Genomic DNA, 25,244 nt, shown 5'->3' on the forward strand with positions numbered 1-25,244 from the left:
CGGGCTGCGCGCGAGGCGCGATCCTGCGGATCAGGCCTTGTCGGCGAGCACCTCGAAGGTGACCTTCAGCGTCACGCGATAGGCGGTCACCTCGCCGTCCTCGACCTGCACCGACTGATCCTTGACCCAGGCCGACTTGAGGCCCTTCAGGCTCTTGGCGGCCTCGGCGACGCCCTGCTTGGTGGCGTCCTCCCAGGATTTCGGGGATTGCGCGAGGATCTCGATGACCTTCAGAACCGCCATGAGCCTTCTCCTTGATGAGGCGCGGCCCCTCGCCGAGGCGCCGCCGGATGGATGCGAGGGGCGGCCGCGCCGCCCGCTCAGGGGCGCAGATGGGGCCTCGGGCGCGGCGAAACCAGAGGAGGAGCAGGAAAAACCTGTCGGATTCGCCCCGCGACAGGCGGGAATCGCCGTCCTCCGGACATGAAAAAGCCCCCGGCGGAGGCCGGAGGCGATCAGGACGCGGTCTGGCGCGTCGATTGCAAGCTTGAAAGCTTACGCCGCGCCTTCGCGCTGCGCTTTCTTGCGCGCCAGCTTGCGCGCGCGACGGATGGCCTCCGCCTGCTCACGCGCCCGCTTTTCGGAGGGCTTCTCGAAATGCTGCCGAAGCTTCATCTCGCGGAAGATACCCTCGCGCTGCATCTTTTTCTTGAGAGCCTTCAGCGCCTGATCGACATTGTTGTCGCGAACCAGAACCTGCACCTAACTTCACCGTCCTTTCAGGCTGATCTCGAATTTCCAGAGCGAGGCGGCTATATAACAGCGAGCTTTCGGTTTTCCAACCCCCGTGAGGCCCTGCATGTCCGAATCCGAGCTTTTGCGGCGCCTCGCCGAGGCCGCCGCCCGCCACGCCCCCTTCGACGGCTGGTCGGAGAAGGCTTTCGCCGCCGCCGCGCAGGAGTGCGGGCTCTCCGGGGCGGAGGCGCGACTCGCCGCGCCGCGCGGGGCTCTCGACCTGGCGGCGGCCTTCCACCGCGCCGCCGACGCCGAGATGCTGCGGCGTCTGGGCGGGGCGGACCTCATGCGGCTGAAGTTCCGCGAGCGGGTGGCCTGGGCGGTGCGTCTGCGTCTGGAGATCGTCGCCCGCGACCGCGAGGCCGTGCGTCGGGCCGCGGCGCTCTACGCCCTGCCGACCCACGCCGCCGAGGGCGCGAAGCTGGTCTGGGAGACCTGCGACGCCATCTGGACGGCGCTCGGCGACGCCTCGCGCGACTACAACTGGCACACCAAGCGCCTGACGCTGATGGGCGTCTACGGCGCGACGCTGCTGGTCTGGCTCAACGACGAATCGGAGGATCAGGCCGAGACCTGGGCCTTCCTCGACCGCCGGATCGAGGAGGTCATGCGCATCGAGAAGCTCAAGGCGGCGGCCCGCAGGAATCCGGCGGCGCGCCTTCTGCTGACGGGGCCGCGTCTGGCGCTGTCCTTCCTCAAGGCGCCGGACGGCCGCGGGGCGCCTCCGGCGGGAAGTTGGCCGGGGGCCTGATCCGCGACGAAAACGCGAGTCCCCCGGATGATCTTCAACCCCCTGTGGCGGGATGTCGCGGCCATGGACGATTGCGTTGCAGGCCTGGCCGTGTGAAATCGACGGGGCCCTCCAGCCCGGGCGCGGACCTGGGCGGGAGGATCCGGGGATCATAGGCCCCCGCGACATGCGGGGCGAGTTGCGCAAGACGCAGGTCGTCGCGCTGAGCCGCGCCCGCAGGGGCGGCGAAACAGAAGGCTATGGCCAAGACGCACAGCATGGATGATGCTCCGCTTCAGAGCGCCGCCCCCTGATTGATGGCAACACAAAGTTGAAAACGACATTATTGGTTATTTTTCAGGGTAAAAATTTCCGATTCGCTAACACTCCGGTCAAGCTGAAATGTCTTGAAGCCATGCGTCAAGATGTCGCATAGGCGGGATTCCGTGGCTTGTGAACGGTTTTTTCCCGCAGATGCGTTCATGATTCCCCTTCCACGGGTTCCCCGAGCTCCGGAGCGTCCCCTCGCGCGAGGTTGCGGCGCCGCAGGACTGCTCCTAAAAGGGGTTGATTTCAGGCCTTTATTCTATAGGTAGAGAGGGCGTTCCCGCAGGCTTTTCGCGCCTGCGGCGCAGATTCGCGACGCGGCGGATTCCTTGCGTCGCCGCAGCGCAGGACGTTCTATCGGATCTTCACGGAGTTTGGCCTTGGGCCGCGCTGCGGAACAGGGTAAAAGGTGGCGTATGCGTTTCATCAGGACCACGACGGATCTCCAGGCGCTCTGCGACGAATATCGTGCGGCGCCTTATGTGACACTCGACACCGAGTTCATGCGCGAACGGACCTACTGGCCGATTCTCTGCCTCGTGCAGATCGCGCGGCCCCGGCTGCCGGGCGAAAGCCCCGAAGCCCACGAGGCCCAGGGCGCCGCCCTGATCGATCCGATGGTCTCCGAGATGGATCTCGCGCCGCTCTTCGGGCTCATGCGCGATCCCGGCGTGCTCAAGGTCTTCCACGCCGCCCGCCAGGATCTGGAGATCTTCAGCCTGCTCGGGGGGCTGGTCCCGGCGCCGCTCATGGACACCCAGGTGGCGGCCATGGTCTGCGGCTTCGGCGAACAGGCCAGCTACGAGACCCTCGCCCGCGACATCGCGGGGGCCCAGGTCGACAAGTCCCTGCGCGGCTCGGATTGGGCCGCCCGTCCGCTCTCGCAGCGGCAGCTGCTCTATGCGATCTCCGACGTGACCCATCTGCGGGTGATCTACGAGAAGCTCATGGCGCGCATCGACAAGGCCGACCGCATGGAGTGGATCTCCGAGGAGATGGCCGCGCTCGCCGATCCGGCGCAGCACCGCTCCGATCCCGAAGAGGCCTGGCGGCGCATCCGGCTGCGCAATCCGAGCGGCCCGGCGCTCTCGGCGCTGCGCGAGCTGGCCCGCTGGCGCGAAGAAGAGGCGCAGAAGCGCAATCTGCCGCGCGGGCGCGTCCTCAAGGACGAGACCCTCGCCGAGCTGGCGCAGCTCAAGCCCAGGAACGCCGAGGAGCTGGGCCGCAGCCGCGCCTTCCAGCGCGACAACCGCTCCTCCGAGACGACCCAGGCCGTGCTGAAGGCGGTGAAGACCGGGCTCGCCCTCCCGAAGGCCGAATGGCCGGTCCAGGAGGAGGCGCCCAAACTCGACGCCAGGGCCTCCGCTCTCGCGGAATTGCTCCGGGTGCTGCTGCGCGCCCGCGCGGCGGATCTTGACGTGGCGGCCAGGCTCATGGCCCAATCCGCCGACGTCGACAGGCTCGCTCTGGAGGAGGAGCCGGACGTCCCCGCCTTGCGCGGATGGCGCCGCGAGGTCTTCGGAGAAGAGGCCCTGCGGCTCAAGCGTGGCGAAATCGCGTTGACCGCCGGTCCTCAGGGGATCGTGGTGGCCGAGCTCAAGGACGGGGCCCGAGGGCGCGCAGAAGAGGGATGAGTCGTCGATGCGCGTCTTCACGGGCCGTGCGATCCGGGCGCTTCTGGTCGCCGTCGGACTTCTGACGCCGCTGGGCGGGGCTGCGCGCCTCGCCGTCGAGGTGGAGAGCGGCCGCATCCTGCTGGAGGACGCCGCCGACGCGCCGCGTTATCCGGCCTCGCTCACCAAGATGATGACCGTCTACCTCGCCTTCGAGGCCATGGAGAAGGGCGAGATCTCGCCCGACGACAAGGTGAAGGTCTCGCGCCACGCCGCCGGACAGACGCCGGTCAAGATCGGCTTCCGGGTCGGCGCCGAACTGCGCTTCGGCGACGTGCTCTCCGCCGCCGCCGTGGCCTCGGCCAACGACGCCGCCGTGGTGGTGGCCGAGGCGGTCGCGGGCTCCGAAGAGGCCTTCGTGGCGCGCATGAACGCCGCCGCCGTCCGGCTGGGGCTGATCAACACCCGCTTCGTCAACGCCTCGGGCCTGCCGGGCGCGGGCCAGAGCACCACCGCCCGCGACATGGCCTTGCTCGGAGCGGCGCTGCTGCGCGAGCATCCCAAGCGGTCGGAGCTGTTCAACCAGCGCGCGGGGCGTCTGGCGGGCAAGAGCTACCAGACCACCAACACCATCCTCGGCTTTCCGGGAGGCTTCGGGCTCAAGACCGGCTTCACCTGCGCGGCGGGCTACAACGTGGTCGGCGCGGTGGAGCGCGGCGGACGCAAGGTGATTCTCGTCACGCTCGGCAATCCGAGCCGCCCGGCCCGCACCCGCGACGCTCAGGACATCCTGCGCAAGGCCCTCGCCGCGACGCCCGGCGCCGCGCTGAGGCCCGCCCTCTCCAGGGCGGGGGCTCCGGCGGACCTCAACGTCTGCGTCGGGGCGAAGGACCCCGAGATCCGCCGCGGCACCCGCGAATGGGGCGTCGGGGTGAGCGCCGACACCATGGAGATCATCTCCGAAGAGATCTACCGCGATCCCGATTCCGCCGTGGCCTCGCTCGGGAGCTACCGGCCTTCGGCGAGCGCGCCGGAATACATGCTCTCCGCGCCGCCTCAGGGCTCCTACGAGCCTGCGCGTCCGCCTGCGCCGCCGCCTCTGGGGGGCTGGGCGCTGCATCTGGGCAGCGAGGCCAACGAGACCGCCGCCCGCATGCTCGTGCAGCAGGTGGCCTCCGCCTTCGGCGCGGGCGTGCCGCATATCGAGGCCCGCGCGCGGGACGGACGCTGGAACATGGTCGTGCATGGTCTGCCCGACCAGCGGACCGCCCTCCAGATCGGCCAGCGGCTCCAGACCCAGGGGCGTTACGCTCTGGTCCTGACGCCCGACACCCTGACCAACGCTTCGGCCCGCTGGCGGCGCTGAGCCCTCTCCGGAGGGGAGGCTCCTCCGCCTTGCGGGGGCGCGGCCTTCGCGCGCCCGGCGCCTCCCCGTTTGACAACCGGGAAGGCCGCGCTATGCCTGCGGGCCGGAACGCGACGACGCAAGGAGATTCGCCATGACGACCGCCCGCTTCGAGGAACTGGCGGAGGAATTCGCCCTGTTCGACGACTGGGAGGACCGCTATTCGGCGGTGATCGATCTGGGCAAGGCCATGCCGCCTCTGCCCGAAGCCGCGAAGACCGAAGCCGCCAGAGTGCGCGGCTGCGCGAGTCAGGTGTGGCTGGTCATGGGCGCGCGGCCCGGTCCGGACGGCGCGCCGCGTCTGAGCATCGAGGGCGACAGCGACGCGCATATCGTGCGCGGGCTGGTGGCGGTGATGCGCGCCCTCTACGAGGGGCTGACTCCCGAAGAGGCCCTGGCCGTGGATCCTCAGGCGGCCTTGCGGCGCCTCGGGCTGGCCGACCATCTCAGCAGCCAGCGGAGCAACGGCGTGAGGGCCATGGCCGAGCGCATCCGCCTTCAGGCCGCCGCTCTGAAGTCCGCCTCCTGACCGGGCTCCCGGCGCAGGCGGATAGGGCGGCGGGCCTCAGAAGGGCGGCGGCGCGCGCCAGATCGTCTCGGCGAGGGCCAAAGCGGAATCAAGCGTCAACCCGATCTGTACGGCGACAAGACGAATTAAAAACCGTTCCATGTTTTTCTCTTTATGAGACATAATGAACTGTTAATTTGTTCTGTCATGGAACTTTTAACCGGTCAATAACTATCTATGTAAACTTTCGTATGCAGACTGTTTTTTCTTGCCCCAATTTCGCCCCCCTGATGTAATGTTCGCGACATCGGGAAGAGGCCCCGATCCCGCCGCGACGCGCCTTCGCGCGCAGCGGTCCAGACAAGCGGGTGGAGCAGTGTGGCGGGCGTCGTCGGATCTCGAGGCTGAACGCGGCGGAGCCCGCGGAGGACGGTCATGACGGCTGCGTCTTCAGGCGCCGGATTGCGCCGCATTTCGGCTTTCGAATTCGTCCGTCGTCTGCGGCGGGCGCTGGAGAGGCGCGAAGGCCGCTTCGCCTGGTTCCTCGGAGCGGGCTGCTCGACGGGGTCGGGCGTGCCGGACGCCGCCGCCGCCGTGCGGCTCTGGCTGCGCGAGCTCAAGCATCTGGAGACCGGATCGGGCGAAGGCGTCGAGGACTGGGCCTCCGAACGCTTCTACGGCTTCGATCCGGCCGATCCCGCCGCCGTCTACGGCAAGGTTCTGGACGACCTCTTCCACACCGAACAGGACCGCGCCCGCGAGATCGAACGGCTGGCGGCCCTCGGCGAGCCCGGCTTCGCCTACGCCACCCTCGCGCAGCTCATGACCCACGAGGTCTGGGGCGAGGCCTGCAACTTCGCCCTCACGGCCAATTTCGACGATCTCGCCGCCGACGCCCTCTATCTGTATGGCGCGCGCAAGCCCCGCGTGCTGACCCATGAATCCTTCGGGCCCCGGATGCGGCTGTCCAGTCTGCGCCCGACGGTGGTCAAGCTGGCGGGAGACGCCCATCTCGGGGCGGGGCTGGACGCCAATCGCCTGCGCTTCGCGCCCGATCTGCGCGAGCGGGTGGGGGCGACCCTCGCCGACCGGACTCTGGTCTTCCTCGGCTATGGCGGACGCGACTCCGCGGTGGCCGACCTCCTGCGCGGCCTGCCCGAAGGCGCCCCGAGCGGCGGCGTCTACTGGGTCAACGCCGCGCCGCCGGGCGAGGCTCTGGCGGAATGGCTCGCCGAGCGCAAGGCGCTCTGGGTGGCGCAGGGCGATTTCGAGGAATGGGCCTGGCTGGTCCGGCGCGAATTCGACCTGCCCGAGCCCAGACCCCTGCGGCTCGAAGCGGCCCTGCGCGCCTACGCCCGCCAGAACGCCGAGCTCGCCGACCGCGAGGAGCTGCGCCGCAAGGTGGCCGAGGGCGAAGCCGCCGCCGCCCGGGCGGTCGCGCCTGCGCCGCCTCCGCCGCCCGCGCCGCCGCCTGCGCCCTCCGCCGAGGGGGGAGAGGACGCCGGAGCGGGGCCGCGTCTGATCGCGCCCGCCACGCGCTTCCGGCCCGCCATGCGCCCCGACCCCGAGATCGGCGAGGCGCCGCCTCCGGAGCCTCGCGCGCCTGCGCCGCCTCCGCCGCCTGCGCCGCCCGAGGAGCCGCTCTTCGCCTTTCCGCCCGAGGAGGGCCTGTCTGCGGAGGAAGAGGAGGCCGCCGAGCTGGCGCGTCTGAATCTGCCGCCTTCTCCGCGCCGTCTGCTGGCGCGCGAAGCCGCGCTGGAGGGCGAACGCCGCTTTCAGGAGGCTCTGCGCGCCCATCCGCGCGACGCGGGGCTGATGGCCCGTTACGCCGAATTCCTCGCGGTGGGCCGCCGCGACGACAACGCCGCCGAACATTACTTCAACCGCGCCCTCGACGCCGATCCCAACGACGCCGATTCCCTGCGCCTCTTCGCGGAGTTCCTCTGGCGGCGGCGGGGCGACCGGACGCGCGCCGAAGATTGCTTCCGTCTGGCGCTCAACGCGGATCTCTCCTCTCCGGAGACGCTCTGCGCCTATGGCGAATTCCTCGCGGAGGCCCAGGGCGCGCTCGACGCCGCCGAGGACTGCTTCCGCCTCGCCCGCGAGATAGATCCGCGCCGGGCGGACACGCTCCGGCGTTCGGCGGCCTTCCTCGCGCTGCGGCGCGGAGAGGAGGAGGCCGCGCTGTCTCTGCTCCGGCTGGCGGCGGGGACGGGGGATCCGGCGTCTCTGGTCGCTCTGGCGCGTCATCTGGCCGAGCGGCGCGGCGACGTGGAGGGCGCCGACCGCGCCTTGCTGGAGGCTCTGGACGCGGCGCCTCAGGATCCGGCGGTCTGGCGGGCGCGGGGCGAGTTCCTGTCCGCCCGGCGCGGCGACGCCGACGGCGCCCGCGCGGCCTTCGAGCGCTCCGCCGGACTGGATCCGCGCGATCCGGCGGCCCAGATCGCCTGGGGGCGCTTCCTGCGGACGCAAGGCGCGCTCGACGCCGCCGAGGAGCGTCTGTCCCGGGCCGTGGCTCAGGATCCCGGCGCGCCCGAGGCCCTGACCGCCCTCGCCGAATTCCAGGAGGAGGCGCGCGGCGATCTCGACGGCGCCGAAGATCTCTATCGCCGGGCCGCCCGCAGCGCCCCCCGCGACGGGCTCGCCCGCGCGGGCTACGCCGATTTCCTCGCCCGCGCCCGCAACGCCCTCGACGCCGCCGAGGCGGGCTTCCGCAAGGCTTTGGCGGTCGATCCGCAGAATCTGGCGGCTCAGCGCCTCTACGGCGCCTTCCTCGCCCAGAGGCGCGGCGAATGGAGCCGGGGTCTGGAGATCCTGCGCGCCGCCGCCGCCGCCGCTCCGGGCGACGCCGCCGTGCAACGCGATCTGGCGCGGGCTCTGGCTCTGGTCCCCGCCGAGAAGGAGGCCGCCCGCGCGGCTTTCGAGGCGGCTCTGGCGCTCGCGCCTTTCGACGCGCGTCTGGCGGCTTCGGCGGCGGCCTTCCATGCGGCTTCGGGCGACCGCTCGGCCGCCGAGGCGCTCTATCGTCGGGCTCTGGAGGGCGACGGGCTCGAATCGGGGATCTTCGCCGAGGCCGCCGCCGCCTTCTTCGCCCAGGGGCGCCGCGCCGACGGGCTGCGCACGCTGGATCGGGGCTTCGAGGCCATGGCCGTGGGGCCGGAGGGCGGGCGTCGGCGTCCGGCTTCGGCGATGCTGGCGCTCTGGCATCTGCGCTACGCCTTCGACGCGCCGCGACGGGGGGAGGCGCTGAAGGCTTCTCTGGCGCTGATCCGCACGGGGGCGCGTCTGGAGGCGGGCTTCCTCGACGCGGCTCTGGCTCAGGCGCTGTCGGGCGGCCATCCCGAGCCCGAGACCCTGCGCGCGCTGGCGCGGGCGGCGGAGGGCGATCCGCCGCCGCCGGGCCTGCTCTCCGCCGGATTGTGACCGCGCTCGCGGATCTTCTGGCGGGAGGCGCCGTTCCGGCCGACGCGGCCATGGCCACGGCGGCTGTCTCCCTGGGGCTGAAGCCGGGGGAATCGCCGGAGCTCTGGGCTTTCGACCATCCTGAGGAATCCTCGGCGATTCACCGCGCCCATCGGGCGGCGGGGGCGCGGATCCTCCTCACCCAGAGCTTCGGAGCCAATCGCTGGCGTCTGGCGCCCTTCGGCGCGGAGGATCGCCTCGCGCAGATCAACCGCGCGGCGGCGGCGCGCGCCCGGGCTGCGGCGGGGGAGGGCGCGCTCGTGGCGGGCTGCCTCGGGCCGAGCGGAGTCTTCGCGCTCTCCGCCGATTGGGAGGCGGGCTTCTTCGCGCAGGGCCGCGCCTTGCTGGAGGGCGGCGCCGATCTGCTCTGGGCGGAGACTCTGGGGGATCTGGCGGAATGGCGGGCGGCGGCTTCGGCGGCGGCGCGTCTGGGGGCGCCGTTCTGCTGCAGCTTGAGCTTCGAGGCTCCGGGCGGCCTGACGCGGAACGGCGTCTCGCCGGAGGAATTCGTCCGCGCGGCCATGAGCCTCCCCGAGCCGCCTGCGGCTCTGGGGGTCAATTGCGGCGGAGGGCCCGCGCAGGTTCTGGAGAGTCTCGGGCGTCTGGCCCGGACGGCGCCTCGGGCGATCCTGATCGCCAAGCCCTCGGCGGGGCTTCCGCGACGCGAAGGCGAGTCCTGGGTCTACGACTGGACTCCGGAGGCGGCGGGGCTCTGGGCCCGGGAGGCCCGGCGGCTCGGGGCGCGGATCCTCGGCGGCTGCTGCGGAACCGGGGCGGCGCATCTGGCGGCCATGGGCGCGGCGATCCGGGAGGCTTAGGGCGCGGCGGCCACCAGCTTGATCTCGCCGCGGGCTTCGGCGGCGAAGGGGCCCTCCAGCAGCGTCACCGAGATGGGGGCGCCCTCCCAGTCGCGTTTGCCGAAGGCCATGGCCTGGGCCCGCAGGATCATGTCGTCCCCTTCGCGCGAGACCTCGACCGGACCCACCACCAGAGAAGGCGGCCCGGCGAAGATCGCCTCGGGCGCCTCGAAGGAGCCCGATTCCGCAAGCCGGATCTCCAGGCTGCGCCGGATTCCCTCGCCGATCAGCTTCGCCTCGCCGAGCGCCACGCCGGCCGCCTCGCCGTCGGGCGGCACGAGGGTTTCGGCTTCGGCGATGCGGCGGCTCTCCTCGGTGGAGGCCGGTTCGCCGGTCAGGCTGCGCCGGACCTCCAGATCCAGCGGCGTGCAGATGTCGCGGCAGACGCCGAAATAGATCTGCACGTCCAGATCCACCGGCTTCGTCGGATCTTCGGGCGTCACCCGGATCGGCAGGGCGAGATGCGAATCATAGCCCCAGAATTCGGCGCCCGCGCTCTCCAGCTTTCTGGGACGCGGCCAGAGCACTTCGGCGCTCTTCAGATTGGTCGAGCCCGACCAGTCGAATTCCGGCGCCACCCCCGTCGAGCCCGGGGCCCGCCAGTAGGTCTTCCAGCCCTCCTTGAGCTCGATGTCCAGAGCGGCGCGCAATTCGGTCGCGTTTCTGGCCTCGCCTTCGAGCAGCCGCACCCGCGCCACATCCGCCTCGACCCAGCCTCCGGCGAGGGCGGCGCCTCCAGGCGCGGAGGTCGTGAGCAGCAGGGCGGCGAGCGCGGAGCGGGCGAAGGTCATGGGCGGAGATCCTTGCGGAGAGGCTGAAGCGCGGGCTTCCGGAAATTCCCCGGAGGCCCGCGCCCCGGCGCATGCAGCCGCACCATAAGCCCCCGAATCGTTCACGCGGGCTTCAAATTCAGCGGAGCGGGGATTTCCGGCGGCCTCTGTCGCATCCGCGCCGCGCCCCCTTGCCCCCTGAGGACGAATCCGTTAGCTCTCGTGCGGCGCGACGCCGGGCGGCCCATGGCCCCGGCGTTTTTGTTTTTGCGGGCGCGAGAGGGAGATTGATATGACGCGATATGTGTTCGTCACCGGCGGCGTGGTGTCCTCTCTCGGCAAGGGTCTGGCGGCTGCGGCTCTGGGGGCGCTGCTTCAGGCGCGGGGCTACCGGGTGCGGCTGCGCAAGCTCGACCCCTATCTGAACGTCGATCCGGGCACCATGAGCCCCCATGAGCACGGCGAGGTCTTCGTCACCGACGACGGCGCCGAGACCGACCTCGATCTGGGCCATTACGAGCGCTTCACGGGCGTCGCGGCGCGCCGCACGGATTCCATCTCGGCGGGGCGCGTCTATCAGAACGTGCTCGACAAGGAGCGTCAGGGCGCCTACCTCGGCAAGACGATCCAGGTGATCCCCCACGTCACCGACGAGATCAAGGCCTTCCTCTCCATCGGCGGCGAGGAGGTGGACTTCATGCTCTGCGAGATCGGCGGCACGGTCGGCGACATCGAGGGGCTGCCCTTCTACGAGGCCATCCGGCAATTCGCCAACGAGCAGCCGCGCGGACGCTGCGTCTTCATGCATCTGACGCTGCTGCCCTGGCTGGCGGCCTCCGGCGAGCTCAAGACCAAGCCCACCCAGCACAGCGTGAAGGAGCTGCGGGCCATCGGCCTGCGCCCCGACGTGCTCGTCTGCCGCTCCGAGGTGCCGATCCCCGAGCGCGAGCGCGAGAAGATCGCCCTGTTCTGCGACGTCCGCCCCGACAGCGTGATCCCCGCCTACGACCTCGCGAGCATCTACGAGGCGCCTCTGGCCTATCACGAGGCGGGCCTCGACCGGGCCGTCCTCGACGCCTTCCAGATCGACCTCGCGCCCGAGCCCGACCTCTCGCGCTGGCGCGACGTCAACGACCGCCTGAGCAATCCCGACGGCGAGGTGCGCATCGCGGTGGTCGGCAAATACATGCAGCTCGAAGACGCCTACAAATCGCTCAAGGAGGCGCTGACCCATGGCGGCCTCCCGCATCGGGTGAAGGTGCGGGCCGAATGGCTCGACGCCGAGGTCTTCGAGCGCGAGGGCGCGGCGGCCCATCTGGCGGGTTTTCACGGCGTGCTGGTGCCCGGCGGCTTCGGCGAGCGCGGGACGGAAGGCAAGGTCGCGGCCGCCCGTTTCGCCCGCGAGCGCAAGATTCCCTATCTCGGGATCTGCCTCGGGATGCAGATGGCGGTCGTCGAGGCGGCGCGCAATCTGGCGGGCGTCGAGAAGGCGGGCTCCGAGGAGTTCGAGAGCGGCAAGGGCCCCGACCGCTTCGAACATGTGATCTATCACATGAAGGAATGGGCTCAGGGCAACGAGCTCGTCACCCGCGAGCGCGACGGCGCCAAGGGCGGCACCCTGCGGCTCGGGGCCTATCCGGCGGTGCTGGAGGAGGGGTCTCTCCTCGCCGGGATCTACGGCAGGACGCGCATCTCCGAGCGCCACCGCCACCGTTATGAAGTGGACGTGGCCTATCGGTCGCGTCTGGAATCGGCGGGGATGAAGTTCTCGGGCATGTCGCCGGACGGGGCCTTGCCTGAGACCGTGGAGATCCCCGATCATCCGTGGTTCGTGGGCGTGCAGTTCCATCCGGAGCTGAAGTCGCGTCCCTTCGCGCCGCATCCGCTGTTCTCCAGCTTCGTGAAGGCGGCTCTGGAGCAATCGCGGCTCGTCTGAGCCCATCCCGCAAGGAGGCCCCGCGCATGAGCTTCGATCCCGCCGATCTTCCCCCCGCTCCGGAGCTTGCGGCCATGCAGCGGCTGGCCGAGCGCCTCGCCGAGGCGGCGGGCGCGGCGATCCTCCCTTCTTTCCGCGCCGAGGCGCTGGAGGTGGAGGACAAGCGCCTGCGCGGCGTCTTCGATCCGGTCACCGAGGCCGACAAGGCGGGCGAGCGCGCCATCCGCGCGATCCTCGAAGCCGAGCGCCCCGAGGATTCCATCTGGGGCGAGGAATACGGCCGCCGCGAAGGGACCAGCGGCTACGAATGGATCCTCGATCCCATCGACGGCACGCGAGCCTTCATCTGCGGGCTGGCGCATTGGGGGATTCTCGTCGGGCTTTACTGGAAGGGGCGTCCGGTGGCGGGAGTGCTCGGTCAGCCCTGGCTCGGCGAGATCTTTTCGGCGCGTCTGGGCGGCGGGGCTCTGCTCACGCGGGGCGGCGAGTCGCGCGCCTTGCGGACCCGGCCTTGCGGCGCCCTGAGCGACGCCGTGATGTTCACCACCGATCCCCGGATCTTCGATTCCGTCTCCGGAGAGCGCGCCGCCTATGACGCGCTCGAACGCTCCGTGCGTCTGGCGCGCTACGGCGCCGATTGCTACGGCTACGCCATGCTGGCGGCGGGTCGGGCGGATCTCGTCGTGGAGAGCGGGCTCTCGACCTATGACGTGGCGGCGCTGATTCCCCTCGTGCGGGAGGCGGGCGGCGTCGTCACCGACTGGCGCGGCGGCGACTGCGCCCAGGGCGGACGCGTGATCGCCGCCGGAGACGCCCGGCTGCACGCCCTCGCCATGGCCGGACTCTCGCGGCTGGATTTCTAGAGCCTCTCCCGCGCGGGTCGGGCTGAATCGCCTCGGACTTCAGCCGGGGGCGGCGAGGGCGCGCACGCTTTCATTGTCGAGGATCTCGAAACGCTGGAAGCGCGCGGGCTTGAGCCGCTCCTCCGCGACGGCTCGCTCGAGAATCCCCAGGGCCTCGACGGGCTCGGAATAGCGCAGGCCCGGCAGCTCGCGCCGGTCCAGATCGTAGAGCCACCATTGCAGCTTCAGGAAGCGCGCCACGGTCTCTTCGTCGAAGCGCATCCGGATGAGCCTGGCCGGAGTTCCGCCCACCACCGCATAGGGCGGGACGTCGGCGGCGACCACCGCCCCCGCGGCCACCACGGCGCCGTCGCCGATGGCCACTCCCCGCCGGACATAGGCGCCATGGCCGATCCAGACGTCATGTCCGATCCGGGTGCGCTTGTGGTTGCTCTCGAAGCGTTCGGGGCCGAGGAGCTGGGCGTAGCCCGGCGCGTTCCGGAAAACCCCGAGATCGCCGAAGGCGAAGCCATGGGTGCTCATCCAGTCGGTGGGATGCTCCGGCGGCCCGATGGTCACGCGATGGGCCAGAGAACAGAACCGCCCGATGTCGGCGCTGTAGATCAGCGTCTCGGCGTTGCCGTAGCTGAAGGCGCCGATGCGGTTCGAGCCGCGGAAGATCGTGTTGCGCAGAGAGGCGGGGCGCTCGAAGACCAGCTTGCCCTTGCTCATCCAGAGCGGTCTTTCGCGCTCGGGCAGATCGAGCACGCTCAGGACTTCGGGGGAGGTCTCGGGGGCGGACATCGGGGCTCCTGCTGGAAGAGGCGAGGGCGGGAAACGCCCACAGACATCGTCCGTAAAGCCTTGGACATAAGATGGAACGCGCAGCCTGCAACCGCTTGCGGCCTGCGCTCTCGGTCAGGCGGCGCGGCGGGAGGTCGCAGAACCCGCCTCCGGAGGGCGGGGGCGCAGAAGAAACGGAGGGAGAAGGCCCCCGGATCGCGCGGATGGAGCGCAGGAGTCCGGAGGCCGTCTTCAGAGCGCAGGGGCGCGGCTCAGGCGGCCTTGCTCTTCTTGTTCTTGCCGAGTCCGCGCTCGTTGAGCAGCTCGGCGATCTGCACGGCGTTGAGCGCCGCGCCCTTGAGCAGGTTGTCCGAGACGCACCAGAACATCAGGCCGTTGTCGACGGTCGGGTCGATGCGGATGCGGCTGACGTAGGTGGCGTAATCGCCCGCCGCCTCGACCGGCGTGGCGTAGCCGCCCGCCTCGCGCTTGTCGACGACCAGGATGCCCGGCGCCTCTTCGAGAACCTCGCGGGCCTCGTCGTCGGTGATGGGATGCTCGAACTCGACCGAAACCGCCTCGGAATGGCCCACGAAGACCGGAACCCGCACGCAGGTCGCCACCAGATCGATGGAAGGATCGAGAATCTTGCGGGTCTCCGCCGTCATCTTCCATTCTTCCTTGGTGAATCCGTCCTTCATGAAGACGTCGATGTGGGGGATGACGTTGAAGGCGATCTGCTTGGAGAACTTCGTCGGCTCGACGTCCTTGCCGGGGACGTATTTGGCCTTGGTCTGGTCCCAGAGCTCCTCCATGGCCTCCTTGCCCGCGCCCGAGACCGACTGATAGGTCGAGACGACCACGCGCCTGATGGTGGCGCGGTCATGCAGGGGCTTGAGCGCCACGACCAGCTGAGCCGTCGAGCAATTGGGATTGGCGATGATGTTGCGCTTGAAGGCCAGCTCCACGGCGTCGGGATTGACCTCCGGCACGATCAGCGGGACGTCGGGCTCGTAGCGGTAATAGGAGGAGTTGTCGATCACGAGGCAGCCCGCCGCCGCGATCTTCGGGCCGTAGTCCTTGGCCACGCCCGAGCCCGCCGACATGAGGGCGATGTCCCAGCCGGAGAAGTCGAATTCGTCGATGTCCTGGATTTTCAGCGTCTTGTCGCCGAAGCTGACTTCCGTGCCTTTCGAGCGGCGGGAGGCGAGCACCGCGATCTCGTCGATCGGGAATTCGCGCTCGGACAGAACGTTCAGCATCTCGCGGCCCACATTGCCGGTGGCGCCCACGACGGCGACTCGATAACCCATCTCCTCAGACTCCTGATCAGGGGGATTGCGACGCTTTTTCTACAGGAGCGCCTCCCGCAAGGGAACCGGAATCCTCCGCTTCGTCCGGAGGCTCCCGCGCCGGAAGGTCGCAAGCCCGCCCGCAGAGGCCGCTTGTCTTCCCCGCGTCATGGCGTAGAAGTAGAGGAGCATGGGCGAGCCTTGTTCCGGCTCTCTCCGCTTTCAGGATTCCAGACATGTTCACTCCGGCCTCCAGGGGCCGCGCAAGCGTCGACACGGTCACGCTTGGCGTGGGTCTCGCCATTTGCGCCTCGCTGCTTTTCGCGGGGCAAGACAGCATCTCCAAGCATCTGGCCGACAATTACGCGCCGGAGTTCTTTCTGGCGATCCGCTTCTGGGCCTTCGCGGGCTTCGCGCTGGTCTTCGCGGCCTGGCGGGCGCCGGGAGGAATCCGAGGGGCCCTGAAGGCGCCGCGCTCCATCGGGCTGCAGATGGCGCGCGGCGTGTTGATCATCACCGAGATCTGGATCTTCACCTACGCCCTGACCTACATCCAGCTCGCCGACCTCATGGCGATCTTCTCCTCCAGCCCGCTGCTGACGACCGCTCTGGCGGCGATCTTCCTGGGCGAACAGGTGGGCTGGCGGCGCTGGCTGGCGGTGGGCGCGGCGGTGCTGGGGGTGGCGATCATCCTGCAGCCGGGGGCGGGGATCTTCGGATTCGGCGCCTTGCTGGGTCTGCTCTCGGCCTTCCTCTATTCCTGCTACACGCTGCTGACCCGCATGACGGGCCGCACGGATTCCATCGAAAGCTCGCTGCTGTATTTCGCTCTGGTGGGGGCGGTGGCGATGACTCCGGCGGGACTGTCGGTCTGGGGCGATCAGAACGTCGCGCCGATGGACTGGTTCTGGATCTTCGTGCTCTGCTGCACGGGGATCGGGGCGCATTGGGCGCTGACGAAAGCTCTGAGCTGGGCGCCCGCCTCCACCTTGCAGCCTTTCTCCTACATCGGCGTGGCGGGGAGCATCCTCGTGGCGGTGGCGGTGCTCGGCGAGCGGCTGGAGGCCACGACCCTCCTCGGCGTGACGCTGATCGTGGCGGCGGGGCTCTACGCGCTCCATCGCGAGCGGATCCGCGCCAGAGAGGCGAGGGCTGCGGCTCTGGCCGCCGGAGAGGCGGGGCGGCCCGTCTGAATCCGCGGGAGGCTTGACGGGGATCCTCGTCCGGATTATAAAATGATCATCATTCATTTTATTGAAGCGAGATGATCCGATGAGCGATCCCTTCGCCGATCCCCCTTCCGCAGGCTCCGGCGCCTGGAAGGCTCCCGCTTCCGCGCGTCCAGCCGGGCCGGGCTTCTGGCGCTCGCGGGCGGCGCGCTTCCTGATGCTCGGCCTGATCACGCTTCTGCTCGGGGCGCCCTTGCTGATGGTGGGGCTGATCGGCTCGGAGCGGGAATATCTCCATCGCCAGACCTCCCGCGAGATCGGGGCGGTCTGGGGCGGCGAACAGACGCTGATCGGCCCGGCTCTGGCGATCCCCTTCGACCAGAGGGAGCGGCGCAGCGTCGGTTCGGGCGAGGATCGCCGCACGGAGATCGTCACGACGCGCCGCATCGCCGTCTTCCTGCCGCGCGAGCTGGCGGTCGCAGGCGAGACCGAAGCGGAGATCCGTCGTCGGGGCATCTATGAAACGCCGGTCTATGCGGCCCGGGCGGCGCTCTCGGGCGAATTCGACGCCGCCCCCTGGGAGGGCTTCTTCGACGAGGACCAGACTCCGCTCTGGGACCGGGCCTTCGTCTCCATCCAGATCTCCGATCCGCGCGCCTTCCGCGAAAACATGAGCCTGGATTGGGGCGGACGCAGCCTCAAGCTTCTGCCCGGCGCCTCCCTGAGCGGCGCCGCCGGACTTCATGCGCCGGTGGGCGATCCCCGGGAGGGCGGCGCGAAGCGCTTCTCGACGGAGCTGGCCTTCAACGGCAGCGGCTCTCTGTTCTTCGCGCCGCTCGGCGAGACCAGCCGCGTGACGCTCAAGGGCGACTGGCCGCATCCGGGCTTCGGGGGCGCCTTCCTGCCCGTCGAGCGCGAGGTCTCGCCGACGGGCTTCACGGCTTCATGGAGCGTGCCCTATGTGGCGCGCAGCCTGCCGCAGAGCTTCGTCGAGGGCGAGACCGCGAGCCTCAATTCCTACGGCGCGGAGCGCGCTTCGGCTTTCGGGCTGACCTTCGCCCAGCCCGCCAGCCCCTATCAGCAGGTGGAGCGGGCGCTGAAATACGGTCTGCTCTTCGTCGCCATGACCCTCGTGACGGTCTTCCTCATCGAGACCCAGGGGCGGCGTCCGGCCCATGCGGTGCAATATCTGCTGATCGGGCTGGCGCAATGCGTGTTCTTCCTGCTGCTGCTGGCCTTCTCGGAGCACATGGGCTTCGCCGTCGCCTACGGGATCGCGGCGGCGGCGACCATCGGACTGATCACGCTCTACGTCTTCGCGGGGCTGAAGCTCGGGCGGGCGGGCTGGACGGTCTTCGGCCTGCTGACGGTGATCTACGCCTTCCTCTACCTGCTGCTGCGCAATCAGGACTACGCCCTGCTGATCGGCGCGGTGGCGGCCTTCGCGGCTCTGGCGGGGACCATGTGGACGACGCGCGACGTCGACTGGCGCGCCGCCGCCGTCGAGTGAACGAAAAAGCCCCGCGCGAGCGGGGCTTTCCATGTCTTCCGACGCCTTCCGGCGAGGCCCGGATCAGGCCTTGGCGATCTCGCCGTCGATCCACTGCTTGAGCGCGCCCTTGGGGGCGGCGCCGACCTTGGTCGAGACGAGCTGACCCTTGTTGAAGATCATCAGCGTCGGGATGCCGCGCACGCCGTATTTCGTCGCGAGGGCCTGATTGTCGTCCACGTTGAGCTTGGCGATGGTGACCTTGCCCGCGAGATCCTCGGCGATCTCTTCGAGCGCCGGAGCGATCTGGCGGCAGGGGCCGCACCATTCGGCCCAGAAATCCACGACGACGGGGCCGTCGCTGTTGAGCACGCTGGTTTCGAAATTCTCGTTGGTGACGGTGACGGTCGCCATGGGTCTGACCTCGCGCAGGGCCGCGCCGGAGCGCGCCGCAGGAGATGAATGTTGCGCAAGAGGTAGGCTCTCGCGGGGCGGCGGTCAAGGTTGCGCCCTAAAAGACCCAGCCGCCCAGCGCCACCAGTCCGCCCCCCAGAGCCGCCGCCGCCAGCCATTCCAGCACGGGGCGTCGGGGCGGAGGGGGCTTGGCCGGAGGCTCCGCCGCCTCGCGGGCGAAGCGCTCGGCGATCTCCGGCAGGCGCGGCCCGAGCAGCGAGAGCGCCCGCAGGGTCCCCGCGAGATCCCGCGCCACGGCGGGCGGCGAAAACTGTTCGCGCATCCAGGTCTCGGCGACGGGCTGGGCGGCCTGCCACATGTTCATGTGCGGATCGAAGCTGCGGGCCACGCCCTCGACCATGATCATGGTCTTTTGCAGCAGGATCAGCTGCGGCTGGGTCTCCATGCCGAATTGCTGCGTGACCTCGAAGAGCTGGTTGAGCAGCCGCCCCATGGAGATGTTTTCGGCGCCCAGCCCGAAGATGGGCTCGCCCACCGCCCGCAGAGCTTGGGCGAAGGCGCCGAGGTCGGCGTCCTCGGAGATGTAGCCCGCTTCGCGATGGACCCGCGCCGCGCGGTGATAATCGCGCTTCAGGAAGGAGATGAGGATCTCGGCGTAGAAGCGGCGGGTCATCTGGTCGAGCCGCCCCATGATGCCGAAATCCAGCGCCACCAGCCGCCCTTGCGGATCCACGCGCAGATTGCCCTGATGCATGTCGGCGTGGAAGAAGCCGTCATGCAGGGCCTGCCGCAGGAAGCTCTGGATGGTGGTTTCGGCCAGATGGGCCATGTCCACGCCCCGAGCCCGCAGAGCCGCCAGATCGCGCGCCGGAGTCCCCTCGATCCACTCCATGGTCAGCACGCGCCGGGAGGTGCGGCTCCAGTGGATCGCCGGAGCCCGCATCTTGCCCTGGGCGGCGGCGTTCTCGGCGAATTCCGAGGCCGAAGCCGCCTCGATGCGCAGATCCAGTTCGAGGCGGGTGGTCTCGTCGAAATTGGCCACCGCCGCCACGGGCCGCAGCCGCCGCGAGTCGGGCGAAACGCGCTCCAGCCAGCGGGCGCCGAAATAGAAGGCGTCGATGTCGCGGCGGAAGAGGGCCTCGATTCCGGGACGCAGCACCTTCACCGCGACGGGGCGTCCGTCGGGGAGGCGCGCCTTGTGCACCTGCGCGATGGAGGCCGCCGCCAGAGCCGGGCCGAATTCTGAAAAGATCTCGTCGATGGGACGCCCGAACTCGGCTTCGATCACCGCTACGGCTTCTTCCTGCGGGAAGGGCGGCAGGTTGTCCTGCAGCGGCGCGAGGGAGGCGGCGGTCTCGGGGCCGACGATGTCCGGCCGCGTGGCGAGCATCTGGCCGAACTTGATCGCCGGAGGCCCCAGCGAGGTCAGCGCCCGCACGAGCGGCGCCTCCTCGGGATTCCCCTTCGGGCCGAAAGGCTGCGTCGCCTTCAGCGCGAGATCGGCGGCCTTGCGGCGCTTGCCCCGGAGCCCCGCCTCGTCGAGGACGGGGCCGAAGGCCTCGGCCCGCGCCATGGCTCCGAGGATCTGCAACAGCCGCCAGGCGTGGCGAGGCGCCGAAAGCCAGCTCACAAACGCCAGCCTCCATGGAGCGCCACCACTCCGGCGGACATGTCCATCCACTCGACGCGGGAGAATCCGGCGGCTTCGATCATCCGGGCGAAGCGGCGGCGATCGGGGAACTTGCGGATGCTCTCGACGAGATATTGATAGGAATCCCGGTCGCCCGTCACGACTTCGCCGATGCGGGGAATGACGTTGAAGCTGTACCAGTCGTAGACCTTGTCGAAGACCGGCGTCTCGACGGGCGAGAATTCGAGGCAGAAGAAGCGTCCGCCGGGCTTGAGCACGCGGTAGGCCTCGGAGAGCGCCTGCTCGATGCGCGTGACGTTGCGGATGCCGAAGGAGATCGTATAGGCGTCGAAGCTTCTGTCCGGGAAGGGGAGGGCCATGGCGTCGCCGCAGACCCAGGCCAGTCCCTCGCGGTGTTGCGCTTCGGCGCGGCGGCGGCCTTCCTCGAGCATGCCTGCGGTCATGTCGCAGACGGTGGCCGAGGCGCCGCCCTCCTTGCCCTTGAGGCGGTCGAGGAAGCGGAAGGAGATGTCTCCGGTTCCGCCCGCGACGTCGAGCAGCTTCATGCCGGGGCGCGGCGCGAGCTTGTGGATGAGGGTGTTCTTCCAGATCCGGTGGACGCCGCCGGACATGAAGTCGTTCATGAGGTCGTAGCGCCGGGCCACGCTCTCGAAGACTTCCCGCACGAGAGGCGCCTTTTCGGCTTCGGGCACCTCGCGATAGCCGAAGCTCGCGGTGGCTTCGGATTGCGGGCCAGATTGCGGGTTGGATTGCGTTTCAGACTTGGGGGTCATGACGGCTCCTCCGGGCTTTGGAGCCCTCCCTTAGCCTATACGGAGGGCTTCGCCCAGAGGGCGCGGCGACGCGCCCGACAGACGAAGAACCCGGGCGCGGCGACGCGCCCGAAAACCAGGGAGCCCGGGCGCGGCGACGCGCCCGACAGACAAGCAGGCCGGGCGCGGCGATGCGTTCGATCAAAAGGGGGCCGCGCTCCTCAGGTTTTCTTCGCCGGATGCTCGACCGGTCCGCCCTGTTTCTTCCAGTCTCCGAAGCCGTTCTTCAGATGGGCGGCCTCGAAGCCCATGTCCTGAAGGGTCGCGGCCGAAAGCGCCGAGCGCCAGCCGCCCGCGCAATGCAGGATGAAGCGTCGGTCCTCGCCGAAGATCGGCTTGAAATAGGGGCTTTCCGGATCCACCCAGAACTCCAGCATCCCGCGCGGACAATGGAAGCTGCCCGGAATATGGCCCTCGCGCTCGCGCTCGCGCGGGTCGCGCAGATCCACGAAGAGCGTCTTCGGATCCGCCAGCAGAGCCACCGCCTCCGGCGTGTCGATCTCCTCGATGCGGGCCTTGGCCGCCGCCACCATCTGCGCCACGCCCGTCTTCAACGGCTTCATGCGGAATCTCCCTTTCAGATCTTCAGGAACGAGGTCGCCCTCACGCCGGAGCCGTCGCCGCGCCGCGTCCGGCCCGGGCGCTCCGCGATTTCTTCGGCCTGCGTCCGGACGGCGGCGGCGGAGGAGGAGCCTCGGGCGCAGGCTCCGGAGCGGGCGCTTCGGGCTGCTCCTCGAGCGCGCCGCCGATCCGCCGCAGCAGGGCCCGCAGCCGCGCCGGAGGCGTCGGCTTGGGCAGATGCCGGACGCCCATCCGCGCCGCCTCCGCGATCACGCCCGGCGAGCGGTCGGCGGTGGCGAGGATGGCGGGAATCTCCACGCCCGCCGCCGCCCGCAGCGCCGCCACGGCCTTGAGGCCGGTGTCCTCGCCGTCGAGGTGGTAATCCGCGAGGATCACGTCCGGCGCCATGCCCAGATCGCTCAGCGCCTCCAGGGCCTCGGCGGTGGAGCCCACCGCCAGAACGTCCATGCTCCAGGTGGCGAGCAGCGCCGTGAGCGCATGGCGAATGTCGGCGTCGTTCTCGACCACCAGCGCGATCAGGCCGTCTTCGCGGCCTTCGGGCTCGGCGCCCTCCGGAGCCTCCAGCAGCGGCGGCGCGGGGGGCGCGGCCTCGACCAGCGGGACCGAGACCGAAAACACCGAGCCCTCGCCCGGCGTCGAGCGCACCGCCAGAGGATGCCCCAGCAGCCGCGCCGCCCGCTCGACGATGGCCAGCCCGAGCCCTGCGCCGCGTTCTCCGGCGGCGGCGGAATCCTCGATGCGGCGGAACTCCTCGAAGATGGTCTTCAGATGCTCGGGCGCGACGCCCACGCCGCTGTCCCAGACCTCGATGCGCAGCTCTCCGCCCCGGCGCCGGCAGCCGACCACCACGCCGCCCTCGCGGGTGTAGCGGATGGCGTTGGAGACCAGATTCTGCACGATCCGCCGCAATTGCCCCGGATCGCTCATCACCATGGCGGCGGAGGGCCGCACCTTCAGCTTGAGCCCCCGCGCCAGAGCCAGCGCGCGGAATTCGTTCTCCAGCGGCGTGAGGATCGCCGCGATGGACATCGGGCGCGGTTCGGCCTCCACGGCGCGGGCGTCGAGCTTGGAGATGTCCAGCAGCGCCCCGAGCAGATGCTCCACCGAGCGCAGGGCGCTGTCGAGCCGCCGCACCAGGCCTTCCTGAGCGGGCGGAAGCCGCGCCTCCGACAGCGAGGCGATGAAGAGACGCGCCGCGTTCAGAGGCTGGAGCAGATCGTGGCTCGCGGCCGCGAGGAAGCGCGTCTTGGAGAGATTGGCCAGTTCGGCGGCCTCCTTGGCCTTCAGGATCTCCTGAGCCAGAAGGGCGCGCTCCTCGATCTCGCGCAGCAGCGCCGCGTTGAGCTGCGAGAGCTCCGCGGTGCGCTCGCTGACGCGATGCTCCAGGGTCTCGTTGGCGAGGGCCAGTTCGCGGGCGCCCTCGCGTTCGGCGGTGACGTCGGTGAAGCTGAGGACGAAGCCTCCGTCCGGCGACTGGCGGCATTCGGCGATGAGCGCGCGTCCGGCGCGATGGGTCAGCTCCACCGTCAGCGGCGGCGAGGAGCCCCGCGAACGCACCCATTGCATCAGTTCGAGCGCGGGCTTGCGCGAGGAGATCAGCCCCTGATCCCCGATATGGCCGATGATCCGCAGGAAGCTCGCGCCGCGCTTGAGCAGATCGAAGGGCAGATCCAGCAATTCGCGGTAACGGTCGTTCCAGGCCGCCAGACGGTCGGAGGAGTCGAAGACGCAGACGCCCTGATTCAGCTGGTCCAGCGTGGCGCGCACGAGCCGCGCCTGTTCGTCGAGCCGCTTGTCCCGCTCCAGCCTCTCCCAGCGGACCATGTCGGTGATGTCGGTCTGGATCACGGCGAGGCCGCCGCGCGGCGTGCGCTGCTCCGAGATCTGGATCCAGCGGTCGCCGCGCAATTCCTGGATGTAGGAGGCGTGGTGGCGCTCATGGCGGTCGAGCGCCCGCTCGACCCAATGTTCGGGCGTGTCGCCGCGGTTGAAGGCCAGACGCCCCGAGCGCGCCAGAAGCCCGGCGTAGGCCGCGAAGCTCAGGCCCTGCGCGATCTGATGGGCGATCTCGGGCGCCATGACCCGGAACCAGCGGTTGCACATCACCAGGCGGTCGTCGGCGTCGAAGAGCGCGAAGCCCTCGCGCAGGGATTCCACGGCGCCTTGCAGATTGGCGCGGGCGCGGTCGGCCTCCTCCTTGGCCTCGGCGAGGTCGGCGAGGGTCGCCTGGAGGTCCAGGGTGCGGGCGCGCACCTGGCTTTCGAGAGCTATGGCGGTCTGGAAGAGCGAATAGGCGCCCCCCGAGAATTCGGTCGAGCGTTCGGCCCGGCCGATCAGGGCGGCGTTGATCTTGCGCAGCCGCGCGTTCTCCTCGCGCAGGGCGCGGATCTCCTCGCGCCGCGCGTCGGGTTCAGAAGTCATGCCTCGCCTCGTCCGGCCGCTCCGCGGCCTCCTTTCGTCCGCCCTCCAGCCTTCCGAAGCGCGGTTCGGGTTCGGAGAAGGAGATGGCGGTGAAGGTCTGGTTCGCATGCACCGAGCCGAGCTGCTCGCCATAGGTGTTGAAGCCCACCACCCCGAAGCGCCGCAGCACGTCGGAGATGCGGCCGCTCTGCTGGGTCTGCTCGGCCTCGATCCGGCGCAGCACGCAGTCGAAGGCGAGGACGCCCCTGCGGCGGCGCTCGTCGATGGCGGAGAGCCTGCGCTCCAGCTGTTCGGCCATGGGCAGGCCATGGGCCATGGTCAGCACCAGGCCTTCGTCGATGGCGCAGTAGAACTTCAGATGGCGCCCTTCGAGCACCCTCTGCACGGCCCTCACGTGATGGGCGCCCCCCACCCGCACCACCAGAGGATGCGCCGCGAAGACGAAAGGCGAAAGATCCTGAGGCGCCACCCCCACCACGCGGGCGTATTCCTCGGCGGCGGGGACGGCGTTCAGCTCATGGACGATCCGGCGTTCCGGATCGGCCTCGGTGACCACGAACTTGACGTCGGTGGGCTCCAGATGGTCGAACTGGATTCCCTCCACGTCGAGATCGGTCTCGACCACGCAGATCAGCCCCGCCTCGGCGTGGACGCGCCCTCCCGCCAGAAGCCAGGTGCGTCCGAAGCTCATGCCGTCGGCGGCGGCGCCGCCGTAGAGCGGCGTCGTCCCGAGCGCGGCCCCCGCCACCGAGACGAAGGCCTCCACCTGGGTCGACAGCCCGTCCACCAGACAGAGCCCGAAGCGGCGGCGGCCTCCCGAGGGCGGCGGCGCGGCGTAGGGCGCCAGTTCGCGCCGCAACAGGGCCTCGCCCTCGCGCAGGGTGAAGTCCAGAAGCGGGATGAGCCGGCTGGCCGCCAGCCGGAAGCGCCGGGCGTCGAAGGCCACGGCCACGATGCCGCCTTCCGAATAGCCCTGGGGCCCGATCTCTCCCGCCGTGGTGCATCCGAAGATCGGCGGCGCCCCCGGCAGACGACGCGCCGCCTCGGCCACCGCGTGGAAGTCATGATGCGAGGAGGCGAAGAGCAGCACGAAGGCCGCCTCGAACCCCGAGGTCGGCCCGATGGAGCGCCAGATCTCCGCCAGAGCCTGTTCGGGATGCGGATTCTCCGAGGACGCCGAACGCAGGGCGCTGCGCCGTCCGCCGAGGCGCGCGGCGGCGCCCGCGCGCGTCCAGTCTCCTCCTCCGGCCCCGAGCCCGGCCCCGAGTCCGAGCCTGCCTCCGGCCCTGACGCGGGCGCGCAGGGCGGTCATGGCGCGATCCTCCCCGCGGGGCGGCGGGCGCGAAGGCTCCTGGCGAATCCTGCGGACGCGCCGCCGGGCTCCGGCGAGCGCTCGGTCGTCGACTGCGCCTTCATCGGCTTTCCTCCCTGAAGCTCCGGAACTCC

At 70.0% G+C, this 25,244-nt stretch carries 22 protein-coding genes; 10 read left to right on the forward strand and 12 right to left on the reverse strand.

The window, feature by feature from the left end; genetic code table 11:
• Positions 1-30: 30 nt before the first annotated feature.
• Positions 31-243, reverse strand: coding sequence for a dodecin family protein (locus PHN62_RS05655; protein ID WP_300147521.1), 213 nt, complete (start codon positions 241-243; stop codon positions 31-33).
• A gap of 252 nt (positions 244-495) precedes the next feature.
• Entirely contained in the window at positions 496-702 is a 207-nt protein-coding gene (rpsU, locus tag PHN62_RS05660) for a 30S ribosomal protein S21 (protein WP_083922885.1), read from the reverse strand.
• A gap of 97 nt (positions 703-799) precedes the next feature.
• Between rpsU and PHN62_RS05665 the strand changes: the two genes are divergently transcribed.
• The gene (locus PHN62_RS05665) at positions 800-1,486 is read left to right on the forward strand and encodes a COQ9 family protein (protein WP_300147527.1); all 687 of its coding nucleotides are present in this window, start codon (positions 800-802) and stop codon (positions 1,484-1,486) included.
• A gap of 34 nt (positions 1,487-1,520) precedes the next feature.
• Here the strand turns inward: PHN62_RS05665 and PHN62_RS05670 are convergent, their stop codons facing one another.
• Positions 1,521-1,745 (reverse strand): hypothetical protein, encoded by a 225-nt coding sequence (locus tag PHN62_RS05670; RefSeq protein WP_300147530.1) that lies wholly within the window; start codon positions 1,743-1,745, stop codon positions 1,521-1,523.
• Positions 1,746-2,208: 463 nt separating this feature from the next.
• Here PHN62_RS05670 and rnd point away from each other — a divergent pair, with 463 nt between their 5' ends.
• The 5 genes from rnd to PHN62_RS05695 all read left to right on the forward strand — a co-directional run bounded on the left by rnd (position 2,209) and on the right by PHN62_RS05695 (position 9,598).
• Positions 2,209-3,426 (forward strand): ribonuclease D, encoded by a 1,218-nt coding sequence (gene rnd / locus PHN62_RS05675; protein ID WP_300147533.1) that lies wholly within the window; start codon positions 2,209-2,211, stop codon positions 3,424-3,426.
• A 7-nt stretch (positions 3,427-3,433) separates the two neighbouring features.
• The gene (locus tag PHN62_RS05680) at positions 3,434-4,771 is read left to right on the forward strand and encodes a D-alanyl-D-alanine carboxypeptidase family protein (RefSeq protein ID WP_300147536.1); all 1,338 of its coding nucleotides are present in this window, start codon (positions 3,434-3,436) and stop codon (positions 4,769-4,771) included.
• Positions 4,772-4,904: 133 nt separating this feature from the next.
• Positions 4,905-5,339, forward strand: coding sequence for a SufE family protein (locus tag PHN62_RS05685; RefSeq protein ID WP_300147539.1), 435 nt, complete (start codon positions 4,905-4,907; stop codon positions 5,337-5,339).
• Between the two features lie 414 nt (positions 5,340-5,753).
• Complete coding sequence (locus tag PHN62_RS05690; protein ID WP_300147541.1) at positions 5,754-8,741, forward strand: tetratricopeptide repeat protein; 2,988 nt, start codon at positions 5,754-5,756, stop codon at positions 8,739-8,741.
• On the forward strand, positions 8,738-9,598 hold the full coding sequence (locus PHN62_RS05695) for a homocysteine S-methyltransferase family protein (RefSeq protein ID WP_300147544.1): 861 nt from the start codon (positions 8,738-8,740) through the stop codon (positions 9,596-9,598). Before PHN62_RS05690 ends, PHN62_RS05695 begins: the two co-directional genes overlap by 4 nt.
• Here the strand turns inward: PHN62_RS05695 and PHN62_RS05700 are convergent.
• Positions 9,595-10,428, reverse strand: coding sequence for a protein-disulfide reductase DsbD domain-containing protein (locus PHN62_RS05700; RefSeq protein WP_300147546.1), 834 nt, complete (start codon positions 10,426-10,428; stop codon positions 9,595-9,597). The two genes, PHN62_RS05695 and PHN62_RS05700, sit on opposite strands and share 4 nt — an antisense overlap.
• Before the next feature lie 271 nt (positions 10,429-10,699).
• Here PHN62_RS05700 and PHN62_RS05705 point away from each other — a divergent pair, with 271 nt between their 5' ends.
• Both PHN62_RS05705 and hisN read left to right on the forward strand, forming a co-directional pair.
• Positions 10,700-12,343, forward strand: coding sequence for a CTP synthase (locus PHN62_RS05705; RefSeq protein ID WP_300147549.1), 1,644 nt, complete (start codon positions 10,700-10,702; stop codon positions 12,341-12,343).
• A gap of 26 nt (positions 12,344-12,369) precedes the next feature.
• Entirely contained in the window at positions 12,370-13,206 is an 837-nt protein-coding gene (gene hisN / locus PHN62_RS05710) for a histidinol-phosphatase (protein WP_300147552.1), read from the forward strand.
• 39 nt (positions 13,207-13,245) lie between these two features.
• On the opposite strand, the gene PHN62_RS05715 is transcribed toward hisN, so the two are convergent.
• Positions 13,246-13,989, reverse strand: a complete 744-nt coding sequence (locus PHN62_RS05715) for a CatB-related O-acetyltransferase (protein WP_300147555.1) — start codon at positions 13,987-13,989, stop codon at positions 13,246-13,248.
• Positions 13,990-14,240: 251 nt separating this feature from the next.
• The gene (locus tag PHN62_RS05720; RefSeq protein WP_300147558.1) at positions 14,241-15,281 is read right to left on the reverse strand and encodes an aspartate-semialdehyde dehydrogenase; all 1,041 of its coding nucleotides are present in this window, start codon (positions 15,279-15,281) and stop codon (positions 14,241-14,243) included.
• 215 nt (positions 15,282-15,496) lie between these two features.
• On the opposite strand from PHN62_RS05720, the gene PHN62_RS05725 reads away from it, so the two are divergent.
• On the forward strand, positions 15,497-16,453 hold the full coding sequence (locus PHN62_RS05725) for a DMT family transporter (RefSeq protein WP_300147561.1): 957 nt from the start codon (positions 15,497-15,499) through the stop codon (positions 16,451-16,453).
• A gap of 79 nt (positions 16,454-16,532) precedes the next feature.
• Positions 16,533-17,939, forward strand: coding sequence for a cell envelope integrity protein CreD (creD, locus tag PHN62_RS05730; RefSeq protein ID WP_300147564.1), 1,407 nt, complete (start codon positions 16,533-16,535; stop codon positions 17,937-17,939).
• A gap of 63 nt (positions 17,940-18,002) precedes the next feature.
• On the opposite strand, the gene trxA is transcribed toward creD, so the two are convergent.
• The 6 genes from trxA to PHN62_RS05760 form a co-directional block, all read right to left on the reverse strand.
• A complete protein-coding gene (gene trxA / locus PHN62_RS05735) occupies positions 18,003-18,332 on the reverse strand; it encodes a thioredoxin TrxA (RefSeq protein ID WP_300147567.1) in 330 nt (109 codons plus the stop codon).
• Positions 18,333-18,429: 97 nt separating this feature from the next.
• The gene (ubiB, locus tag PHN62_RS05740) at positions 18,430-19,962 is read right to left on the reverse strand and encodes a 2-polyprenylphenol 6-hydroxylase (RefSeq protein WP_300147570.1); all 1,533 of its coding nucleotides are present in this window, start codon (positions 19,960-19,962) and stop codon (positions 18,430-18,432) included.
• Positions 19,959-20,756, reverse strand: a complete 798-nt coding sequence (gene ubiE, locus PHN62_RS05745; RefSeq protein ID WP_300147573.1) for a bifunctional demethylmenaquinone methyltransferase/2-methoxy-6-polyprenyl-1,4-benzoquinol methylase UbiE — start codon at positions 20,754-20,756, stop codon at positions 19,959-19,961. The genes ubiB and ubiE overlap by 4 nt, the downstream gene beginning before the upstream one ends.
• A gap of 200 nt (positions 20,757-20,956) precedes the next feature.
• Entirely contained in the window at positions 20,957-21,358 is a 402-nt protein-coding gene (locus tag PHN62_RS05750; protein ID WP_300147576.1) for a rhodanese-like domain-containing protein, read from the reverse strand.
• Between the two features lie 40 nt (positions 21,359-21,398).
• Positions 21,399-23,798 (reverse strand): NahK/ErcS family hybrid sensor histidine kinase/response regulator, encoded by a 2,400-nt coding sequence (locus tag PHN62_RS05755; protein ID WP_300147579.1) that lies wholly within the window; start codon positions 23,796-23,798, stop codon positions 21,399-21,401.
• Positions 23,788-25,110 carry an FIST N-terminal domain-containing protein gene (locus PHN62_RS05760; RefSeq protein WP_300147581.1) on the reverse strand — a complete coding sequence of 441 codons (1,323 nt, stop codon included), beginning with the start codon at positions 25,108-25,110 and terminating at the stop codon, positions 23,788-23,790. Before PHN62_RS05760 ends, PHN62_RS05755 begins: the two co-directional genes overlap by 11 nt.
• Positions 25,111-25,244 lie beyond the last annotated feature (134 nt).

The sequence above is a fragment of the Neomegalonema sp. genome (assembly GCF_028688855.1).
Classification (GTDB): domain Bacteria; phylum Pseudomonadota; class Alphaproteobacteria; order Rhodobacterales; family Rhodobacteraceae; genus Neomegalonema.

Excerpts from the sequence above, each read along its gene's own strand:
- PHN62_RS05750 (WP_300147576.1), bottom strand. The coding sequence starts at position 21,358 with ATGAAGCCGTTGAAGACGGGCGTGGCGCAGATGGTGGCGGCGGCCAAG.
- PHN62_RS05655 (WP_300147521.1), bottom strand. The coding sequence starts at position 243 with ATGGCGGTTCTGAAGGTCATCGAGATCCTCGCGCAATCCCCGAAATCC.
- PHN62_RS05715 (WP_300147555.1), bottom strand. The coding sequence starts at position 13,989 with ATGTCCGCCCCCGAGACCTCCCCCGAAGTCCTGAGCGTGCTCGATCTG.
- ubiE (WP_300147573.1), bottom strand. The coding sequence starts at position 20,756 with ATGACCCCCAAGTCTGAAACGCAATCCAACCCGCAATCTGGCCCGCAA.
- PHN62_RS05705 (WP_300147549.1), top strand. The coding sequence starts at position 10,700 with ATGACGCGATATGTGTTCGTCACCGGCGGCGTGGTGTCCTCTCTCGGC.
- PHN62_RS05665 (WP_300147527.1), top strand. The coding sequence starts at position 800 with ATGTCCGAATCCGAGCTTTTGCGGCGCCTCGCCGAGGCCGCCGCCCGC.
- PHN62_RS05725 (WP_300147561.1), top strand. The coding sequence starts at position 15,497 with ATGTTCACTCCGGCCTCCAGGGGCCGCGCAAGCGTCGACACGGTCACG.
- PHN62_RS05680 (WP_300147536.1), top strand. The coding sequence starts at position 3,434 with ATGCGCGTCTTCACGGGCCGTGCGATCCGGGCGCTTCTGGTCGCCGTC.
- PHN62_RS05720 (WP_300147558.1), bottom strand. The coding sequence starts at position 15,281 with ATGGGTTATCGAGTCGCCGTCGTGGGCGCCACCGGCAATGTGGGCCGC.
- hisN (WP_300147552.1), top strand. The coding sequence starts at position 12,370 with ATGAGCTTCGATCCCGCCGATCTTCCCCCCGCTCCGGAGCTTGCGGCC.
- creD (WP_300147564.1), top strand. The coding sequence starts at position 16,533 with ATGAGCGATCCCTTCGCCGATCCCCCTTCCGCAGGCTCCGGCGCCTGG.
- PHN62_RS05760 (WP_300147581.1), bottom strand. The coding sequence starts at position 25,110 with ATGACCGCCCTGCGCGCCCGCGTCAGGGCCGGAGGCAGGCTCGGACTC.
- trxA (WP_300147567.1), bottom strand. The coding sequence starts at position 18,332 with ATGGCGACCGTCACCGTCACCAACGAGAATTTCGAAACCAGCGTGCTC.
- PHN62_RS05690 (WP_300147541.1), top strand. The coding sequence starts at position 5,754 with ATGACGGCTGCGTCTTCAGGCGCCGGATTGCGCCGCATTTCGGCTTTC.
- PHN62_RS05700 (WP_300147546.1), bottom strand. The coding sequence starts at position 10,428 with ATGACCTTCGCCCGCTCCGCGCTCGCCGCCCTGCTGCTCACGACCTCC.
- PHN62_RS05755 (WP_300147579.1), bottom strand. The coding sequence starts at position 23,798 with ATGACTTCTGAACCCGACGCGCGGCGCGAGGAGATCCGCGCCCTGCGC.
- rnd (WP_300147533.1), top strand. The coding sequence starts at position 2,209 with ATGCGTTTCATCAGGACCACGACGGATCTCCAGGCGCTCTGCGACGAA.
- PHN62_RS05670 (WP_300147530.1), bottom strand. The coding sequence starts at position 1,745 with ATGCTGTGCGTCTTGGCCATAGCCTTCTGTTTCGCCGCCCCTGCGGGC.
- PHN62_RS05685 (WP_300147539.1), top strand. The coding sequence starts at position 4,905 with ATGACGACCGCCCGCTTCGAGGAACTGGCGGAGGAATTCGCCCTGTTC.